14 protein-coding genes and 1 tRNA gene are annotated in these 17,705 nt (G+C 56.7%); 6 read left to right on the forward strand and 9 right to left on the reverse strand.

What is annotated here, in order from left to right:
* Positions 1 to 86: 86 nt before the first annotated feature.
* Positions 87 to 707, reverse strand: coding sequence for a hypothetical protein (locus ACR0M2_RS15060; protein WP_480705786.1), 621 nt, complete (start codon positions 705 to 707; stop codon positions 87 to 89).
* Complete coding sequence (gene uvrB, locus ACR0M2_RS15065; protein ID WP_226689363.1) at positions 704 to 2,890, reverse strand: excinuclease ABC subunit UvrB; 2,187 nt, start codon at positions 2,888 to 2,890, stop codon at positions 704 to 706. The genes ACR0M2_RS15060 and uvrB overlap by 4 nt, the downstream gene beginning before the upstream one ends.
* A 153-nt stretch (positions 2,891 to 3,043) precedes the next feature.
* Between uvrB and ACR0M2_RS15070 the strand changes: the two genes are divergently transcribed.
* The 3 genes from ACR0M2_RS15070 to ACR0M2_RS15080 all read left to right on the forward strand — a co-directional run bounded on the left by ACR0M2_RS15070 (position 3,044) and on the right by ACR0M2_RS15080 (position 3,944).
* On the forward strand, positions 3,044 to 3,355 hold the full coding sequence (locus ACR0M2_RS15070; RefSeq protein ID WP_170361525.1) for an ETC complex I subunit: 312 nt from the start codon (positions 3,044 to 3,046) through the stop codon (positions 3,353 to 3,355).
* On the forward strand, positions 3,352 to 3,846 hold the full coding sequence (locus ACR0M2_RS15075) for a GNAT family N-acetyltransferase (protein ID WP_480705788.1): 495 nt from the start codon (positions 3,352 to 3,354) through the stop codon (positions 3,844 to 3,846). The genes ACR0M2_RS15070 and ACR0M2_RS15075 overlap by 4 nt, the downstream gene beginning before the upstream one ends.
* Positions 3,847 to 3,867: 21 nt before the next feature.
* Positions 3,868 to 3,944: transfer RNA gene (locus ACR0M2_RS15080), tRNA-Arg, on the forward strand.
* A 140-nt stretch (positions 3,945 to 4,084) separates the two neighbouring features.
* Here the strand turns inward: ACR0M2_RS15080 and ACR0M2_RS15085 are convergent.
* The 7 genes from ACR0M2_RS15085 to ACR0M2_RS15115 are packed head-to-tail and all read right to left on the reverse strand — an operon-like array spanning position 4,085 to position 13,361.
* Positions 4,085 to 5,506, reverse strand: a complete 1,422-nt coding sequence (locus tag ACR0M2_RS15085) for an AMP-binding protein (protein WP_480705790.1) — start codon at positions 5,504 to 5,506, stop codon at positions 4,085 to 4,087.
* Positions 5,499 to 6,344: a hypothetical protein gene (locus ACR0M2_RS15090; RefSeq protein WP_480705792.1), complete on the reverse strand. Its 846-nt coding sequence runs from the start codon at positions 6,342 to 6,344 to the stop codon at positions 5,499 to 5,501. Before ACR0M2_RS15090 ends, ACR0M2_RS15085 begins: the two co-directional genes overlap by 8 nt.
* A complete protein-coding gene (locus tag ACR0M2_RS15095) occupies positions 6,341 to 7,672 on the reverse strand; it encodes a hypothetical protein (protein WP_480705794.1) in 1,332 nt (443 codons plus the stop codon). The genes ACR0M2_RS15090 and ACR0M2_RS15095 overlap by 4 nt, the downstream gene beginning before the upstream one ends.
* A complete protein-coding gene (locus ACR0M2_RS15100) occupies positions 7,669 to 8,769 on the reverse strand; it encodes a BtaA family protein (RefSeq protein ID WP_480705796.1) in 1,101 nt (366 codons plus the stop codon). The genes ACR0M2_RS15095 and ACR0M2_RS15100 overlap by 4 nt, the downstream gene beginning before the upstream one ends.
* Positions 8,756 to 11,218, reverse strand: coding sequence for a PEP/pyruvate-binding domain-containing protein (locus ACR0M2_RS15105; RefSeq protein ID WP_480705798.1), 2,463 nt, complete (start codon positions 11,216 to 11,218; stop codon positions 8,756 to 8,758). Before ACR0M2_RS15105 ends, ACR0M2_RS15100 begins: the two co-directional genes overlap by 14 nt.
* Positions 11,215 to 12,066, reverse strand: a complete 852-nt coding sequence (locus tag ACR0M2_RS15110; protein ID WP_480705800.1) for a UbiA family prenyltransferase — start codon at positions 12,064 to 12,066, stop codon at positions 11,215 to 11,217. Before ACR0M2_RS15110 ends, ACR0M2_RS15105 begins: the two co-directional genes overlap by 4 nt.
* 56 nt (positions 12,067 to 12,122) lie before the next feature.
* Positions 12,123 to 13,361, reverse strand: coding sequence for a hydroxymethylglutaryl-CoA reductase (locus ACR0M2_RS15115; RefSeq protein WP_480705802.1), 1,239 nt, complete (start codon positions 13,359 to 13,361; stop codon positions 12,123 to 12,125).
* Positions 13,362 to 13,705: 344 nt separating this feature from the next.
* On the opposite strand from ACR0M2_RS15115, the gene nhaC reads away from it, so the two are divergent.
* From nhaC to ACR0M2_RS15130, 3 genes are all read left to right on the forward strand, one after another.
* Positions 13,706 to 15,178, forward strand: a complete 1,473-nt coding sequence (gene nhaC, locus ACR0M2_RS15120; RefSeq protein ID WP_480705803.1) for a Na+/H+ antiporter NhaC — start codon at positions 13,706 to 13,708, stop codon at positions 15,176 to 15,178.
* A gap of 70 nt (positions 15,179 to 15,248) precedes the next feature.
* Positions 15,249 to 16,265, forward strand: coding sequence for a GlxA family transcriptional regulator (locus tag ACR0M2_RS15125; protein ID WP_170412863.1), 1,017 nt, complete (start codon positions 15,249 to 15,251; stop codon positions 16,263 to 16,265).
* Positions 16,266 to 16,373: 108 nt separating this feature from the next.
* Positions 16,374 to 17,630 (forward strand): Hsp70 family protein, encoded by a 1,257-nt coding sequence (locus tag ACR0M2_RS15130; RefSeq protein ID WP_480705805.1) that lies wholly within the window; start codon positions 16,374 to 16,376, stop codon positions 17,628 to 17,630.
* Positions 17,631 to 17,705: the final 75 nt, after the last annotated feature.

The following is a 17,705-nucleotide window of genomic DNA, read 5'->3' on the forward strand; positions in this document are numbered from 1 at the left end:
GTTTGGAATCACAATTTGTGATCTCAAACGTGGAGGAGAGGGCGCTGGGCTGCAAGGGTGGAGTGTGGGGAGTATTGCGATGCCTGTTAAATCACATTGTGGAACCAAATAACAAAATCGGCGCCATACGCCGTTTGAAGCGTACCAACGGCGACCAAAAGCAGCTCCAAACGCCACATTAGGCTGCTCCAGCCTTCTTGAAACTGGGTCGAATGCCGGTATCGGTCTTGGAACTTAAGAAATTGCTCGTTGAATTGTTCTTGCTCGTGCCGAAAACTGTCGGCCTGCTCTTGGTCAATCTGAACACTTTCAGCAAATTCTCTAATAGCCTCGGGTGTGTTTTCCACGAATGGGTTTTCATAGCCGAGTTTGTGATTTATCTGAGCAATCTGCGAAGCATGAACGTTAAAGGTGTTCGTAATTGCTTTATCTCTAAACTCCATTGCTTTGGCCGCCTGATCAAACTGCCATTCAGCCCAAGACCGCTCCCAACTTTCCAACGCACGCGTAAATCGATTTCTTTGGAAAGCTATATTGAGAATGGCCCATGCGATAATCACGGCTCCGAACTTGGCAAACTTTTCAGGTTCATTGGCCCGCAGAAAGTAGGCGGAGTAACCTCCGAAAATGAGGATTTGGATTGCGGCATAAAGTGTCGGTCTAAGAGTTTTGTTCCAAAAATCTTTAATCGAAAAACTTAACTTCAACGTTTCCTCCGCTTCACATTCCCACCCCGCTGACCCGGCCTGCCAGCCGTCGACCGCCCGCGTGATTTCACCGCGTCTTCCGAGGCTTTCTCGACCGCCCATTGGCGCGCCATCGGGTCGTCGGCAACGGCCAGATCGACCGCTTCCAGACGTTTGATCTCATCCCGGATGTTGGCGGCCTCTTCGAATTCCAGGTTCTCGGCGGCTTTCCGCATTTGTTCGCGCAGACCGTCCAGATGGGCCTCGAGGTTGGCGCCGTGCATCGGTTTGTCGATGGTGGCGGTGACGCGGTTCATGTCGACGTCGCCCTCGTAGAGACCGGCCAGAACGTCTTCGACGTTCTTCTTCACCGTTTCAGGGGTGATGCCGTGTTCCTCGTTATACGCGAGTTGCTTGGCGCGGCGGCGGTTGGTCTCGTTCAGGGCGCGTTCCATGGAACCGGTAACCTTGTCGGCATACATGATCACCCGGCCATCGGCGTTCCGCGCGGCGCGGCCGATGGTTTGAACCAGAGAGGTCTCGGACCGCAAGAAACCCTCTTTATCCGCGTCCAGAATGGCGACCAGCCCGCATTCGGGGATGTCGAGGCCTTCACGCAGCAGGTTGATGCCGATCAGCACGTCGAACGCGCCCAGACGCAGGTCGCGCAGAATCTCGATACGTTCCAGCGTATCGATGTCCGAGTGCATGTAGCGGACCTTGATGCCCTGTTCGTGCAGGTATTCGGTCAGGTCCTCGGCCATGCGTTTGGTGAGCGTGGTGACCAGCGTGCGATAGCCATCGGCGGCCACCTTGCGCACCTCGTCCAGCAGGTCGTCGACCTGCATCGAAACGGGGCGGATTTCGACCTCAGGGTCCAGCAGACCGGTGGGGCGGATCACCTGTTCGGTGAAGACGCCGCCGGTCTGTTCAATCTCCCATTTTGCCGGGGTGGCCGAGACAAAGACGGATTGCGGGCGCATGGCGTCCCATTCCTCGAACTTCAGCGGTCGGTTGTCCATGCAGGAGGGCAGCCGGAACCCGTGTTCGGCCAGCGTGAACTTGCGGCGATAGTCACCCCGGTACATGCCGCCGATCTGCGGAACGCTGACGTGGGATTCGTCGGCAAAGACGATCGCGTTGTCGGGGATGAACTCGAACAGGGTTGGGGGCGGCTCGCCCGGTGCGCGACCGGTCAGATAGCGCGAGTAGTTCTCGATCCCATTGCAGACGCCGGTGGCCTCAAGCATTTCCAGATCGAAATTGGTGCGCTGTTCCAGTCGCTGCGCTTCAAGCAGTTTGCCCTCGCCCACCAGTTGATCCAGACGGATGCGGAGTTCTTTTTTGATGCCAATGATGGCCTGCTGCATGGTCGGTTTCGGCGTCACATAATGCGAGTTCGCATAGACACGCACCTGTTCCATCGTAGCGGCGCGTTCGCCGGTCAGCGGGTCGAATTCGGTAATGGTCTCCAGTTCCTCGCCAAAGAACGAGAATTTCCAGGCGCGATCCTCAAGGTGGGCGGGCCAGATTTCCAAGGAATCGCCGCGTACCCTGAAAGACCCACGCTGAAACGCCTGATCGTTGCGACGGTATTGCTGGGCGACCAGATCGGCCATCACCTGTCGTTGGTCGTATTCGTTGCCGACCTTTAGGTCTTGCGTCATCGCCCCATAGGTTTCGACCGAACCAATACCATAGATGCAGGAAACCGAGGCGACGATGATCACATCGTCCCGCTCTAACAGTGCCCGTGTGGCCGAGTGGCGCATCCGGTCGATCTGTTCATTAATCTGGGATTCTTTCTCGATGTAGGTGTCTGATCGCGCCACGTAGGCCTCGGGCTGGTAGTAGTCATAGTAGGACACGAAATACTCGACCGAGTTTTCGGGGAAGAAGCCTTTGAATTCGCCATACAACTGCGCCGCCAGTGTCTTGTTGGGGGCAAGGATGATGGCAGGGCGCTGGGTCTCCTCGATCACCTTGGCCATGGTGAAGGTCTTGCCCGTTCCGGTCGCACCCAGCAGGACCTGATCGCGTTCACCGTCCATCACACCCCCGGCCAGTTCCTTGATTGCCGTTGGTTGGTCACCCGCTGGTGCAAACTCGGTATGCATGACGAATTCCTTGCCGCCTTCCAGCTTCAGGCGGGCGCGGACATCCTCGGCATTCATCTGGGTCTTGTCGGAATGAGCATAGGCCATAGGGGGAGATTCCTTTCGCGCCTGATTTTGATCTGTTTTTGTTCTTGTTCAAGGGGGCATTTCCAATTGCCGAAATTGCGACAATTGCGGACTTGTCCGCGCCGCCTGCCTGACGCATAAACATCCCTAGCCAAGTGAGTACGGAGAGGCGACATGCGCGCACGGATTTACCAGCCCGCAAGAAATGCAATGACTTCGGGAATGGCCAAGACCCGCAAGTGGGTTTTGGAATACGCCCCCGCGTCATCGCGCGAGGTTGATCCGCTGATGGGCTGGACCTCGTCCAACGACACGCAGACCCAGGTGCGCCTGAAGTTCGACACCAAGGAAGAGGCGTTGGATTACGCCAAGGACAACGGGATTGATGCGCAGGTCAGCGAACCGCATAAGCGCAAGCCCAACGTACGCGCAGGTGGGTATGGTGAAAACTTCGCCCCGGGTCGTCGGGCACCCTGGACCCATTGACCGAAACCCTTGGAATGATCGACATCCGCGAAGTGGATCCCGGAGCGCAGGACATGCGCCCGATCATTCAAGCGCATTTGGCCCATAGCTGGGATGCCACGCCCCAGACCTCGAACCACACCCTGGACGTCGATGCATTGCGAGAGCCCGGCATTCGATTCTGGGCATTGTATGAAGCGGGTAAACCGCTGGGATGCGGAGCGCTTAAAGCCTTGCCCGATGGCACCTCTGAGGTGAAATCAGTGCATGTCGTGACCGCCGCCCGTGGCCGTGGTCTGGCGCGAGTGATCATGACTTACCTGGCCGATCTTGCCCGTTCCGAAGGTGTGACGGCGCTGGTGCTGGAAACCGGGGCGGCCCATCTGACGGAATATGATGCCGCGCGCAAACTCTATGAGGCGTTGGGATATACCTATTGCGGACCGATATTTGGGTATGAAGCCGACCCGAACAGCGCCTTCATGCGCTTGGGTCTTGAACCCCGCCCGTAAAAACCGCAAGAAGGGCGCAGCGGTCCCTTAGCTCAACTGGATAGAGCAGCTGACTTCTAATCAGCAGGTTGAGGGTTCGAGTCCTTCAGGGATCGCCATTTCACCAAATCATCGAAATACTAAAGAATGAAATCTCGAACACGTCCGTTGTCGCTGTACCAAGGTCGGTCGCAATTGTTGGGGATTAATTGGTTTTCAGTGAGGAAGGTGCTTTGCCATGATTTCGACCCGTGTTGCACTAGCGGGCAACGATAAGTTCCAGCTCCGAGCGATCAACTTTAGATGCGTGGCGTTTGTCCATGGGGATTTTGGGAACTGAAATCACATTGGCCACACCAAAATCCGACGCGAATTTACGCCAATCCTGAAGGTGATCACGCCGCCCTTCGACACATAGCGTCGGTCTGGTCCCAGTGTTGATCAACGCACAGCGCGCAACACCCGGCCATTGTCTTGCCGCGACTTCAATCGCAAAGGGAAAGAGCAGGCCCGATTTCACTTCTATTTCAGACCCCACCCGACCCCACAACCACAAGCGTCCCTCTTCATCCAACGTGCCGGCGTCTCCGGTGCGATGCCAGATGACGGCGCCTTCTTTGATTTTATTTTCGCCCGAATGTGCGGGATCAAGATAGCCGTCATTCACGTGCGCCCCAGCGACCTGTATCTCGTTGTCGCAGATACGGAGTATGATTTCAGGAACCGGATACCCCACAAGTAGACCTTTCCCTTCGGCCATCTGTCGGTGATCGTGTTCTGAGATATCTGTGGCATCAAGGTGGGCAATCGGTTCAGCCTCGGTCGATCCATAGACACAAACCACGGAAAGCCCGTTTCGGGTTCGCAACGTGTCAACAAGGTCCGGAAAAACCGGACCGCCACCCGTGAAGACCGTGTTCAACTGTCCGGTATTTTGGGTTTGGGTCAGTTTTTCGCAAATTGAGGGTGGAATGAGGGCGCGAGTAACTTGCTGCTTTTGAATCCAGTCCGCCAAGTGGGTGGGCGCAAGGCGGTCAAACTTGCTCAGCCGCCAGTTTGGCATAACGGTGGTGCGCCCTGCGGCCAGGTTGATCAGGGTGAACACCGGAAAGGCCACCAAATCCCTTTCGGCCTTGTCGCTTTCTAGAAGGGGCGCAATGGCGTCGTGTTGCGCCATTAAAAACGCATGCGAGCGCGGGATGGCCTTGGGCTGGCCTGTCGTTCCGGAGGTGAATGAGATCAAGGCTGTGTCATCCGCCCGAATCTGATGATTGGGCGGGGAGCCAGGGCCTTCATTGGGTGTCAGAAGACGCAGCCTCCAAAGCTCTGGAATTAGAAACTTGAGCAAAAAGTACGCGCCCGCTGCGCAGAACGCCTTGGGCGAAGTGGCCCGCGCAGCGTGGCGCAAACCGGCCAGTCCCATTGCCGGTTCCGGCAGCACAACGGTTGCACCCAACGACCACAGGGCCGCCAGGCTCGCATATAGGTCTGCGTCGACGGGCATTGCCAGCAATACGCGGTCGCCTGGCCTGATACCTTTTGCGTGCCATCGGCCTGCCAGTTTCTGCATGCGAGAGTGCAGTTGCTTAAAACTGATCTGGCGGCCTTTGCCGTCCACTATGGCGGTTCTGTTCGGAAACCGTTCAACCGCAGTAGCAAAATGTGCTATCAAATCAGCCATTCAGCTTACGTCCAAGCAGAGAGTATCGCCGGAATATAGTCGCCCCTTCTGCCGCACTGCGATCAGCGGACTTATTGTCGTCGTGGATCAGGGCATGGATGGCAGAGTTGCACCCCATCTCTGCAGCCGCTTTGTGAAACCTGTGGGCCAGATGCCGCCCTGCGCCCGGTTCCAGGCTTGCATAGGTTTTGAGGATCGCGGAACTGGGGGTGGGCCCTTCGGCATAGTTGGGAATGCCAAACAGAAAACCCGCCAAATTGCCATCGTGGCGACGCGCAAACAGGATCAGTTCACGCTTCATCATCGGCACGACAGGCAGGTACATGGCCAGAAACTCGGACTCGGAAATCGGTTTGTAAAACGCGTTTTCCGAAAACGCCTGTGCAGACAGCGCGAACACCTGGCGAAACAAGCCCTCGGGATCATTTCCATCCCACGCTTCCACCTCAAAACCATCGTTTTCAGGCGGTGCCACTGTGTCGGTATCCTCCAACTCTACACGGGCCGAGAAATACCGGCTGATTTCGCAAAAACCCGCGGACCGGAAGACTTCAGGTTCATGCGCTTTGTTGGTCGGCTCCATCAGGAACGGAGAGGAACCGTCGCTGTAGGAGACGAACCGGTAACTGTGCCAGGTGTCCCCCGACATCGGCCCAATGACCCGGTCGATGCCTGCGTTTCTGACCAGTTCTATACCCGTATCCAGAATTTCGGCACCGGCTTCGGGTGATTTGCATGAAAAGTCACCGAATGTTGCCGCTTGTACGCCCTCCCAATTGGGGCCGTTCAGGTAAACGGTCAGCTTCGCATCAGCGGTTTTGATTGTCTCTTTGGTCATGACGCGACTCCGGCAAAAAAACCTGCACCGATCGATCCCGCAACGGAGTACGCGTAATAGATCAACGGAAGGACAAGGGCCAATACTGTTAACCTCAGCACCCGATCTTTTTCAAACCACTGCGGTCTGATCCACGGTACGGCCGTCATGCAGATTAAGGAAAGCAGCGCCAGAATTGTCAGCGGTTCGGCCCAGCGTGCAGGTTCCGGGTTCAGCGCAGTAGCAAAGTGTCTGACTAAGAATAATGTTGTGGCCACCACAAGGATCGCAAGGATTTTGCCTCGCAGCGCCAGAACGCTGAACCCCATGGCCAGCCCCATCGCACTGAGGCCATAAAATGATACGGCATTCGACCCGGTCGCATTGCCAAGCGCTAGCCATCCGAAACTGAATAACCCCAGAGAAGCCACGACATCCAAATCCGGGTATTTGCTGTCACAGGGGGTCGATACCCGTGCCCAAAGATGCGTCGCCAGTACCAAAATAGGCAGGACCGCATTTTGAAGTGCAGTGACCGCCAGCAAGAGGAAAACGGTGATGACGTAAACCCGTGTGGCATGTTTGGTAAGACCCAGCCTTGCGCCCAGGATGCTGAAACCGCCGAGCGAGGCCAGAAAAACCAAGGCTATGGTCGCCAACTCAATCAAGGAACTGTCGAAGTGTACGCTCAAAAAAATCAGGAGGCCAAGTGGGAGGAACAGGTTGTCAAAACCCCGCCAGCTTTGGGCCTCGACCAGGGTTCCAAAAGCAGCAACCATAACGCAGAGCATAAGGGTGTTCGCCGGTGGCAAGGCGGCCATGAACAGAAAACAGACGATCGCGATCAGCATCGTAACCACGAAAAAAACGACCGATCCCTCGAGGCTTTTCTCACCATCCTCGACAATGAATCGCCGCGTTCCATACGCGGTTCCGGCCAACGCAGCGGCGGCATCTGCCAAGGTCAAAACCGCAATCGGTAGGATGTAAAACAACAGGTTGTCCCCGGCCAGCAGGAAGCATAGCCCTACTGACAACGCCAGCAGAAAATCACCATAAGATGTCCGCTCCACCCCATGCAGGGTCGCGCCAAGACCTTTGGAAAATCGGGGCAGACGCAAGACAAGCATCACAAGCATTGTGGCGGCGATCAGCATGTAAACCGGCCACCGGTCTGGAAAGATCCAGGGCAGCAGCAACGCAAAGAGCCCCGTGCTTACATGCATCAGTTTCCGCTGCACTTCGGCGTTCAGCCCTGCAGCTTTGGCCAGGTGGCGGATGACCATCATCACGCCGAGCAATGCCAAAACCGACCCTGCCGCCAGCAATATCTGCATGAGAACGGTCAAGGCCGAACCTCTTCGACCACGAAATCCGAATAGAAGAAGGCCAGATCGAGGGCCTTCTGCTGTGTTTCGATTTCGGTCAGGGTTTCAATCCTGTCCCGGTAATCCGCTGGTACACGGCGCGGCGCCATCATGTTCCAATAGACCAATCGTGCATTTGGCTCTGCCGCACTCAGGATCGCCCCATAGACCTGCTTGAACGTTTCAGGGGACATGTATTCGAAAATGTCGGACAGGTTGAACCCGCTGGCCTTTTCGCCCGTCGAGATGAAGGCCTCGAGCGAGCCAAGGCGAATATCCAGGCGATCCAATCGGGACCGGACAGTTTCATAATGTTCCGGACGCCACGCCATCGGCAATGCGTCGCCATGGGTGCCCTTTAGAATCCAGTGCAGATAGGGGTTTTGCGATGGATCGGTCGCGACCCCGGCATGGCGCAGTCGGCGAGCAACATGTTGGGCCGGGCTTCCATCCACGTGGTCGAAAAAAGCGCTGTCCCGCCCCATCCGCCCCATCACGAATCGCGAGAAGAAAGTGTTCAGCAACAACCGCCATCGGAATGTGTTGAACCGCGTGTCGAAAAAAACCTCGCGTGCGTCGGGGGTTCGGGGCGTGAACACGTCGTCGACGGTGCGGCGCGAATGGACCAGCGGTAACAGCCAGGTTCGAAAGATGCGAAAATACCGCTCGAACTTACCGACGCCGCCGATGCCGTGTCGGTCTACTTCGGACGCAAGGGTCTGCCAGAAGGCGTTTGTTTCTTCATCGGTTTCTTCCAACACCCGATTCAGCAAAGCAAGCCGCCGCTTGCTTGGGCGCGAGCCCGTTAACTCAATGAACTCTGAATGCGTCAGCACCTTATACGCCGCGATCCTGAGCTTGAGACAGGCGATCTGAGCCGGGGACAAATCCAGCACCACAACACGCGCGGGATCGAGTGTCAGCATGGCCAGCGCATTGTCTCCGGCCGAACATATCGACACCAGTGTCCGCCCCGTGCAATCACCCAATGCGGCGGTCAGGACGTCCGCATCCTCCCACAGTTGGGCGTACCGGATATGGTCGAAATCCGCCTTTTCTTCGATTTCACTGCAATGCATCGCACCGCTCCACTGCGCCGCTTGCCCCGTCGACAGACAGTACTTCTCCGTCTTTGATCCATTGTGTGGCCCCTTTTAGGCCAACAACGCAGGGGATACCCAATTCGCGCGCGACGATGGCCGAGTGGGACAGCAAAGAACCGCGTTCAACAACGATGGCAGAGGCGTTTGAGAAAACAGCGATCCACCCCGGATCGGTGTGGCGGGCGACCAATATCTCGCCGGGGTTCAGCGCCTCGGTCCGAGGATCGCGGATCACCCGCGCACGTGCTTTGACCTGACCCGCGGAACAGCCCGTCCCGTGCTTTGACCGTGTGGCATCTGCTTCGGCCTCAATCGAATTAGACCAAACAGGCGCGATGGCAGGGCCTTGGATTTCAATCCGTTCGGGCGGATCGGGGCGTTGGGATGAGGCCGCATCTTCGGCCTTGCGTTGTGCAACGATGCCTTTCAGGTCAGGCGACAGGCTGAACCCTTCGACCGCGCCAAGGACTTCATGCGTTGTCAGAAAGAACACATCTTTTGGTGTTTCAAGCAAGTCGCGCGCGGCAAATTCCCGACCGATCCCCAAAAACACACGGCGCGCATAGCCAAAGATGCGGGTGCGTTCAAAGCGCAGGTTTTCGCGGTCTCGCACGCGCGCCTTGGTCCAACCCAAAATCCATTTCGCAACATGTCGCTTGATCGGGCTCGCTGGGAACAGTTCCTTCCAATTCGGTTCACGGCCTTCCTGACGCCCGCCGGGAGGATGATCGGCGCTGGCGGCAATCGCCAGCAACAGGCTTGTCGGGTCGTCTTGCAGAGGGATGCTTTCCAGCTTTAGCTCTTCGGTGCATCGGTCTCCGAATTTCTCAAGATAGGATTCAACTTCAGCCTCGATCTGTGGGTGCGCGGACAAAACGGACGGCCGCGCGTCAGCTTTCAACTGCTCCGTGATACCGGCGGTGCGCACCAGATGGCCGATCCGGGCAATGCGCTGTGCAGGTTCGGCTGACACGATGTCACCCTGGCCGATCATCAGGTCATTATGCAGCGTCAGGCCGTCTTCACCAAGCCACCTTTGCAGCAGGTTGCGCGACCCGCCAAATGCAATCATGCACAGAAAATCATTGATCAATGGGGCATCCCACCGATCCAGCAGGGTGCTTTCGATGCGGCGGTATTCGGCTGCAAGCTGGGTCGCATTAGACGCATCTACGTCCAGCCCCGCCTGCAATACTCCGTTCAGCCTGTCATAAAAGTTTCGCCGCGTCCGTGGCAGGCAGATGGCCTGCCAGATCAGCCCGGCCGCGACCTTGCCCAGCTTTGCGTATTCCACAATCCTGCGCCAACCAACCGAGGGGGGTGGGGCAAGGGCATCCGTGACCTCTCGCTGCATGGGTTCCGACACGCCCATCATCGTTTCCATATAGTCGCGGTTCAGCGAAAACCCCGGCAACAGGGCCAAGGCCCGATACCAGTTGATCAGGTTGTAATAGACACGCCCATCCACGCGCCCGAGCAAATTGTCAAACACCGTTGGATTCTGGTCGACCGTACGCTTGGAGACACCCAACAACCCGACAAACGCGCGGTAGACCTGAGCATACACGTGCAGAGCAAAGGAATAGGTCAGCGGGCTAACGATACCGGGATAGCTTTCGACAATGTTCGAGTTGTCGAAAATCGTCAGCGTTGTGTCGGCCAAGGCCGCGGGGCGCAATGGCGTTGTGATTGGTCGGGCCTGCAGAATATGAAGCCCCTGTGCATCAATGGCCCATTCAATATCCTGGGGCGATCCGAAAAGCTCTTCGGCTTTACGCGCGAGGGCGGCAATGGACTGCGCGTCACTCACCGTTAAATACTCATGCTTATCCGGTGCGCTTTCAGGTGCGTCATCCGCGCCTATGATCCAATCTTCCCCGTCCGTCTCACCAGAAACCAACTGCTCAGCCAGACCAACAATTGCCGAAATTACGACCACACCGCGACGACCGCTAACCGGGTCGGCGGAAAATGCGACACCTGCAGATTTTGGATTAATCATGCGCTGTACGATGATCGCGGGTCCTTCGGCCTCGCCCCCGGATTTGACCGCGCGGTATGTCTCGACCGTCTCAGAGAAGCCGGAATGCCAGACCTTTTTGGCCGCTTTCAAAACAGAGCCGCCCGAAACGTTCAGAACCGTTTCATATTGTCCCGCATGGCTGTGTTCCACACCATCTTCGGCCTTACCAGAGCTACGAACCGCGTAAGGCCCGGTTCCGAGTGTTTTCAGCGCGGCAGTCAAAGCCGACTGCAGACCGTTTTGAGCAATGGGACCGGATTTCCCCATGCGGAATGCATCGCTGGTGATGACAAAAAATGCGGGCGGGGCAAAACCATGCTGCGTAAGATGCGATAAAGCAGCTGCCTTGCCCCCTACAACGGAAACATCGTTTGCATCCGATTGGGCGACGATGAAGGTCATGTAAACGCTCCGATCAGGTACGGAAGGAAACCAGCTGTGGCGTAGCAGAAAAACACCCATAGGCCGGCGATTGTGTCCATCCGGTCTTGGGCTTTCACTGTCGGCGCCTGAACATAGCGTTTTGCTGCCAGACAACAGGGGATCAGGGCCAACCCGCCGATCAAGGCGCTTAACCAACCAACGCCGGTTGCGGCACCTGTGCCCACAAGCAGCGCATAGGATATCAAAACGCAACCCACCCAGATGCGCCCTGCCTGAGGCGGGCCCCAAAACCCGGAATAGGTGTCCACGCCGGTGATCTCATTTTCGGGTGCCCACAATTTGCGGCCAATCTCAAGCACACACCCGTTCACGAAGGACAGCGCCAGAAACAACCACAGGAAGGGTGCCGCCTGACCTTTTGGCAGCCATTCGATGCCGGTCAGCAGCAAATCGATCAGAGGCATGATTGCCATATGGCTTAGCAGGTACAGGACCGGTCGTGCCTTCAACCAGGCGGGCGCGCCAAATTCGACGGTCATTGCCCCAAGCCAGATCCAGACTAAACCCAACAGCCACAAGACCGGCGGGTACCACAGCCAGGCGGCGGCAACAGACAAAGGCACGGTCAACAGGCCCCAGCCCAATACTTCGCGCTTGGATACCAGACCACGTGGAATTGGCCTGTCGGGCCGGTAACGTCGGTCATCCTCGGCGTCTTTGAATTCGTCACAGACCCGCATCTGGAAAAACAGCGCCATGGCAAGGACAAAACCGGCGGCAAATGCAGGCCATTCCGGCAGGGGGCGATCCGCCAGACGGGCGGACACACATATACTGGCCGCAGAAAACACAAGCAGCAGGGGCACGGTTTTCTTCAGCGGAAATCGCTCAGTCTGATAAATCCAGAAGCGGCTTTGAAAGCTCATCTTTGGCGGGCCAGACTTTCATGAGCGCGGGTAAAATGCCCTGCCGCGATCGCCGCGACGATGGATATTTCCCCACACAGGCAGGTTGCCGCGGCCACCTCAGCCAACGCTGTGCCACACCCGTTGCCCTTGAGGCCGAGTATGTTCAGGGCCGCAGTCTGGCTTGGCAACCCGGTGCCGCCCCCGACTGATCCAACCAAAATGTTTGGCAACGTCACCGAACAGAATAGATCATCACCCCTTGGCTCCATTCTTGTGACGCCCATCGCACTTTCGGCCACGCAAGCCGCGTCCTGGCCGATTGCTATGTAAAACGCGGCCAGCCCGTTGGCATAATGCGCCTGTGCGCCAAACTGACCCGACAAATGTGCACCCAGATTGGCGACACGCCCATAGGCCAACATTGCCTCGACCGTTGTGCCTAGCGTCTTTTCGACAATTTCAGCAGGAAGTGTGACCGAGGCGCTAACCTTTCGTCCGCGCCCTGTCACCAGCCCAAGCGCCGAAGCTTTCTTATCACCTGAGAAATTCCCTTCGACATACCAGTTCTCGAACTCGACCGGACAGTTATCTGCAATTTCATGGCACATCGCATCGGTGGCAATGGTCACCATGTTCTGTCCGGCTGCATCGCCGGTGGTGTATCGGCAGATCAGGAACACGACGTTGGTGTCTATGAACGGCTCCAGCGAAACTAGCTTGCCGTGGCCGGTGGTCGCCTCGGCTGCGGATTTGAGCATTTCGACATTTGAAACCACCCAATCCACGAATTGCCCGGCCTTTAGCAGGCTTTCAAACACAAAAGCCGGAGTGCGCAGCACCCCTTCGTACAAAACAGCCGTGCTGATACCACCAGACCGGGTGGCGGCATAGGCACCCCGGGCATATGAGGCGACCAACGCCGCCTCGGTTGTGGCGAGGGGAACGTGGAAATCCCCGTTTGCGTTCATTCCGTTCAAACGCAACGGCCCAATAACTCCAACAGGAAGCTTAACCGTCCCAATGAAATTTTCGATATTGGCACTGTAAATTTCTGCAGCGTCAAGCGTTGCAGGGTCCGCAATCTGCGCCTGATCTTCATCACCTGCGGTTGGTTTCAGCTTTTCCCAAAACCGCGCAACCATTTCAGGGGTTGTCTTGCGCGATGGTCGCAAGGTGGCAAATTCGGCGTCGTTTGACGCCATCTGCTGCGGTATCTGATCGGCATCAAATCGAGCCTTGATGCGATGAAGCATCTCACGAACGTGAAACGGAATTATCAAAAGTACGCTCCGGTATCTGTCCCGCAAAAACTATTGCAGATGCAAATCAATGTGTCTGCACGTTACCAAAAGGTCCGCCGATATCCAGCCATATCTCCTTGAATCGAAAGGACCCCAACCTTGCGGCAATGGATATGTTTGATTGCACTATGCGTGCTTACATGTGCATCGCCGCGTCGGGCGCGGGCCGAAAATCGACGCAACCGTGTCGCAAATTTCTATAGGATGTGCGCTTTGACCGACGGTGCGGTTCCCTAAAACTTGGTTTCTTCCGCGGATCATCACGGTTCTGGATTATTCCAACGGAGGAGACCCAAATGTCTGCGAATGAAGAACACATAAGACAGCCAAGTCTGGGGCTGGCGCTTGTACCAATTGTGCTGACCCTTTTCGTGCTTGGCCTGCAGCTTTTCTATTTTGGCGACTTTACCCCACATATTCCGCTGGCGTTTGGGATAGCGATTACTGGGGTTGTCGGCCTTATGCTTGGCCACAAATGGCCCAGCATCGAAGAGGGCGTATTCCACGTCATCAATATTTCACTACCGTCTGTTTCGATTCTGATTACGGTTGGCATGATCATTGGTGTGTGGATCGCAAGCGGCACGGTTCCGACACTGATCTATTATGGTCTGAAGATACTGTCGCCCGAGCTGTTTCTGGCTGCGGGCATGGTGTTGTGTTCCATCGTCTCTGTCTCGCTGGGCACCTCCTGGGGAACGACGGGCACTGTCGGGCTGGCCCTGATGGGCATCGGCGCCGGGTTTGGTATCCCGATGTATTGGACGGCTGGCGCGGTCGTCTCAGGCGCCTTCTTCGGCGACAAGATCTCACCTTTGTCAGACACGACGAACCTGGCACCCGCCGTGACAGGCACCAATCTGTTCGATCATATCCGTAACATGTTACCCACCACGGTTCCGTCCATGTTGATTGCGCTGGTGATCTATTTTGTTGTCGGTTTTACGTTGATCGACACATCGCAAGTGTCGTTTGACCGCATCCATGCCATCACAACCGCACTGGATGAGGCATTCTGGATTTCCCCGATCATGTTGTTCCCGGCGGTTCTGGTCATCGTTCTGGCGGTTATGAAACAGCCTCCGATCCCGTCGCTGTTTGCAGGGGCCGTCGTTGGTGGCATCATGGCCATCTTTTGCCAGGGTGCGGGTCTGCACGAAACGTTCACCTTCGCCAACAGCGGATATTCCATTGATACCGGCGTTCCCGAAATCGACCCGCTGCTGAACCGTGGCGGTATTCAGTCGATGATGTGGACGATCTCGCTGGTGCTGCTTGCGTTGGGGTTTGGCGGCGCGTTGGAGCGCGTTGGCTGCCTTCAGGCGATCATCAATGTGGTCATCTCGAAGGTGAAGACCTTCGCGGGCATTCAGACCTCGGCCATTTTGACTTCGGTGGCGACAAACACCGTTGCGGGTGACCCTTATCTTTCCATCGCCCTGCCGGGCCGCATGTATGCGCCTGTCTATCGGGCCATGGGGTATTCACCGTTGAACCTGTCACGCGCTGTCGAAGAAGGCGGTACCTTGGTCTCGCCCCTGATCCCCTGGAACGCCGGAGGCGCCTTTGTGATCACCGCACTTGGTCTTGGGATCACAGACGGGAATTTTGAAAACCTGCTATACATTCCCCTTGCGTTTGCTTGCTGGCTGTCACCTGTCATCGGTATCTTTTATGCTATGACTGGGCTTTTCTCGCCCAAAGCCAGTGACGAGGAAATCCACGCTTGGGAAGCCAGCGGCGAGCCTGTTGCTGAGTGGCACGCCTGATCGACCTGCACCAACACCTTCGGGTGTTGGTGCGTTTCACCCATCTCGGTTGGTATTGGGAGGAAATAGAATGAGCCCCAAGAACTTCATCCCAAAAGGGGCGGCCAGTTTTCGCATAGATCATGACGGGCCAGCCAAAGAGATCTATTTCCTGCTTCTGCCGAAACTAACCATGCTGGCCTTTAGCGCAGCTGTCGAGCCGTTGAGGATCGCCAATCAGGTCACGAACAGAGAGCTCTACAAATGGTATCTGATCACCGAAGATGGAAACCCGGTTCAATGCTCAAACGGAATTGAAATCACGCCGGACACTGCACTGCAAAACCTACCGCGACTATCAAGGATGTTCGTCTGCTCTGGCATAGAACCGGCAGAAAGCACCAATCCCAGGGTACTGTCGTGGATCAGTCGCCAGAAGGCCTTTGGCTGCAAGCTTGGTGGTATCTGCACCGGTGCATTTGCACTTGCCAAAGCCGGAGCGCTAACCGGAAAGCGGTTCACCTTACACTGGGAAAACCACCCCGCCTTTATCGAGCATTTTGAAGGGCTGGAACCTTCTGCAAACCTGTATGAAATCGACAATGAGCTTATGACATGCGGCGGCGGCAATGCCGCGACCGATATGATGCTGGATATGATCGAGTCTGATTTCGGAAAGGATCTGGCCGTCATCGTTTCCGACATGTGCATCCATTTTCGGTCGAACAACCGCAAAACCCTCCAGAAATCAGCCTTTTCGGTGGCTTTGGGTAGCCGCAACCAGTACCTGATCAACGCCATGCAGATCATGCATGAGAACCTGGAGGATCCGTTGGATATCTCGGAAATAGCAGAGGCCGTTCAGATATCACGCCGCCAATTGGAGCGCCTGTTCCAGAAATATGTCGAAGTTTCACCGGTGCAGTTTTACATCGAACTGCGCGTTGCGCGCGCTTATGCACTGCTCAGCGAAACCGAATTGCCCGTTACCGAAATTGCTGCGGCCACGGGGTTTGGCAGTGCGACCCAGCTTACGGTGCGTTTCAAAAAACGTTATGGCGAGGCGCCAACGTCCTTCAGACGAGGATGGTCGGAAAAGCGCGAATAATATCCGGTAGTTTCAGTCGATCCAGCCGGTCAAGTTTGTCCCTTGACCCTGGGCTGCGAACGCTCTAGGCCCTGTCGTCTTTGCTCAGACATCTCGGAGACATGCGCCATGGCCCCCAGCAGCCCGTGGATTGGCATTGATTTTGGCACGTCGAACTCGGCGGTGGCATATGTGGACGCGGGTGCACCCCGTTTAGTGCGGTTCGACGCCGCCGCCACGACCCTTCCCACAACCTTTTTCTTTGATTTCGAAACCCGCGAAACCCTGATCGGCGAGCCTGCTAATCAGGCATTGCTTGAAGGGTTGGAGGGGCGATTTATGCGCGCCCTCAAACGCGTGCTGGGCACCACGTTGATGCATGAAAAGCGCCAGATCCTGAACCAGAGGGTGACTTTCGTCGAGATTATCGGATCTTTCTTGCGCAGGCTTCGAGAGCGGGCCGAGGCCGAGCGTGGCGTGTCTTGCACCCGCGTGGTCTCGGGACGGCCCGTGGTATTTCATGGCTCGGGCGATCCGCGCGAGGCGCAGGCTGAGGCTGATTTGCACGCGTGTTATGAGGCCGCCGGATTTACCGACATCCGGTTCTGCCCTGAGCCCGCCGCGGCTGCCATTGCGAACGGTGCGGCCGGGCCAGATGACACGGTTGGATTGGTTGTGGATATCGGTGGCGGAACGTCAGATTTTTCGGTTTTCCGCACTAGATCCGCAGAGGTCGAGATTCTGGCCAACTACGGGGTACGAATTGGCGGTACGGATTTTGATCGTACAATAAGCATCAATCAGGTCATGCCCCTGTTGGGTAAAGGGTCGATGGTTCGAGATGTTTTTGGCAAAGGCGTGTCGCAGACGCCCAACGCGATCTTCAATGACCTTGCGACCTGGGAAATGGTCCCTTTTCTGTACACGGCCCAGAACCGCCGCATGGTGGGCGATATGCTGAAGCTGGCCGAGTCCCCCAAGCGGTTAGCGCGGCTTGCAACAGTGCTTGAACACGAATTGGGTCACGAACTGGCCTTTGCGGTGGAGCGCGGGAAAATAGCCGTGAACTCAGGGGCGAATGATCCGGCCATCACGCTGAACATGCTCGAGACGGGGTTGACCGCGCAACTCAGTGATGTGTTGGTGGCCGAAAGCCTTGCCGCTCATGCTGCGCAGTTGGACACGGGGGCACGCGAAGTTCTGCGCCAGGCTGATTTGACTGCACAGCAGATCGACCGCGTCGTCTATGTCGGGGGTTCTAGCCTGATGGGCGTCGTGCCTGAAACGATGCGTGGCGTTTTCCCTTCGGCCGAGCATTCCTTTGCCTCTGTCTTTACCGCCGTGGCCGAGGGGCTGGCCCTGGTGGCAGCGCAAGAGCGCGGGTAGGGCAAAGATCGCACCACTTGAAATGGACGGCGGTTTACTGGGCCCCGCTCACGTGGGGCAGAGCCCTTTAAGCTC

The organism is Ruegeria sp. BE10 (assembly GCF_056538905.1).

What these genes read in the sequence shown, in the direction of transcription:
- uvrB (WP_226689363.1), bottom strand. Translation starts at nt 2,890, where the DNA reads ATGGCCTATGCTCATTCCGACAAGACCCAGATGAATGCCGAGGATGTC.
- ACR0M2_RS15070 (WP_170361525.1), top strand. Translation starts at nt 3,044, where the DNA reads ATGCGCGCACGGATTTACCAGCCCGCAAGAAATGCAATGACTTCGGGA.
- ACR0M2_RS15085 (WP_480705790.1), bottom strand. Translation starts at nt 5,506, where the DNA reads ATGGCTGATTTGATAGCACATTTTGCTACTGCGGTTGAACGGTTTCCG.
- ACR0M2_RS15090 (WP_480705792.1), bottom strand. Translation starts at nt 6,344, where the DNA reads ATGACCAAAGAGACAATCAAAACCGCTGATGCGAAGCTGACCGTTTAC.
- ACR0M2_RS15100 (WP_480705796.1), bottom strand. Translation starts at nt 8,769, where the DNA reads ATGCATTGCAGTGAAATCGAAGAAAAGGCGGATTTCGACCATATCCGG.
- ACR0M2_RS15105 (WP_480705798.1), bottom strand. Translation starts at nt 11,218, where the DNA reads ATGACCTTCATCGTCGCCCAATCGGATGCAAACGATGTTTCCGTTGTA.
- ACR0M2_RS15115 (WP_480705802.1), bottom strand. Translation starts at nt 13,361, where the DNA reads ATGCTTCATCGCATCAAGGCTCGATTTGATGCCGATCAGATACCGCAG.
- nhaC (WP_480705803.1), top strand. Translation starts at nt 13,706, where the DNA reads ATGTCTGCGAATGAAGAACACATAAGACAGCCAAGTCTGGGGCTGGCG.
- ACR0M2_RS15125 (WP_170412863.1), top strand. Translation starts at nt 15,249, where the DNA reads ATGAGCCCCAAGAACTTCATCCCAAAAGGGGCGGCCAGTTTTCGCATA.
- ACR0M2_RS15130 (WP_480705805.1), top strand. Translation starts at nt 16,374, where the DNA reads ATGGCCCCCAGCAGCCCGTGGATTGGCATTGATTTTGGCACGTCGAAC.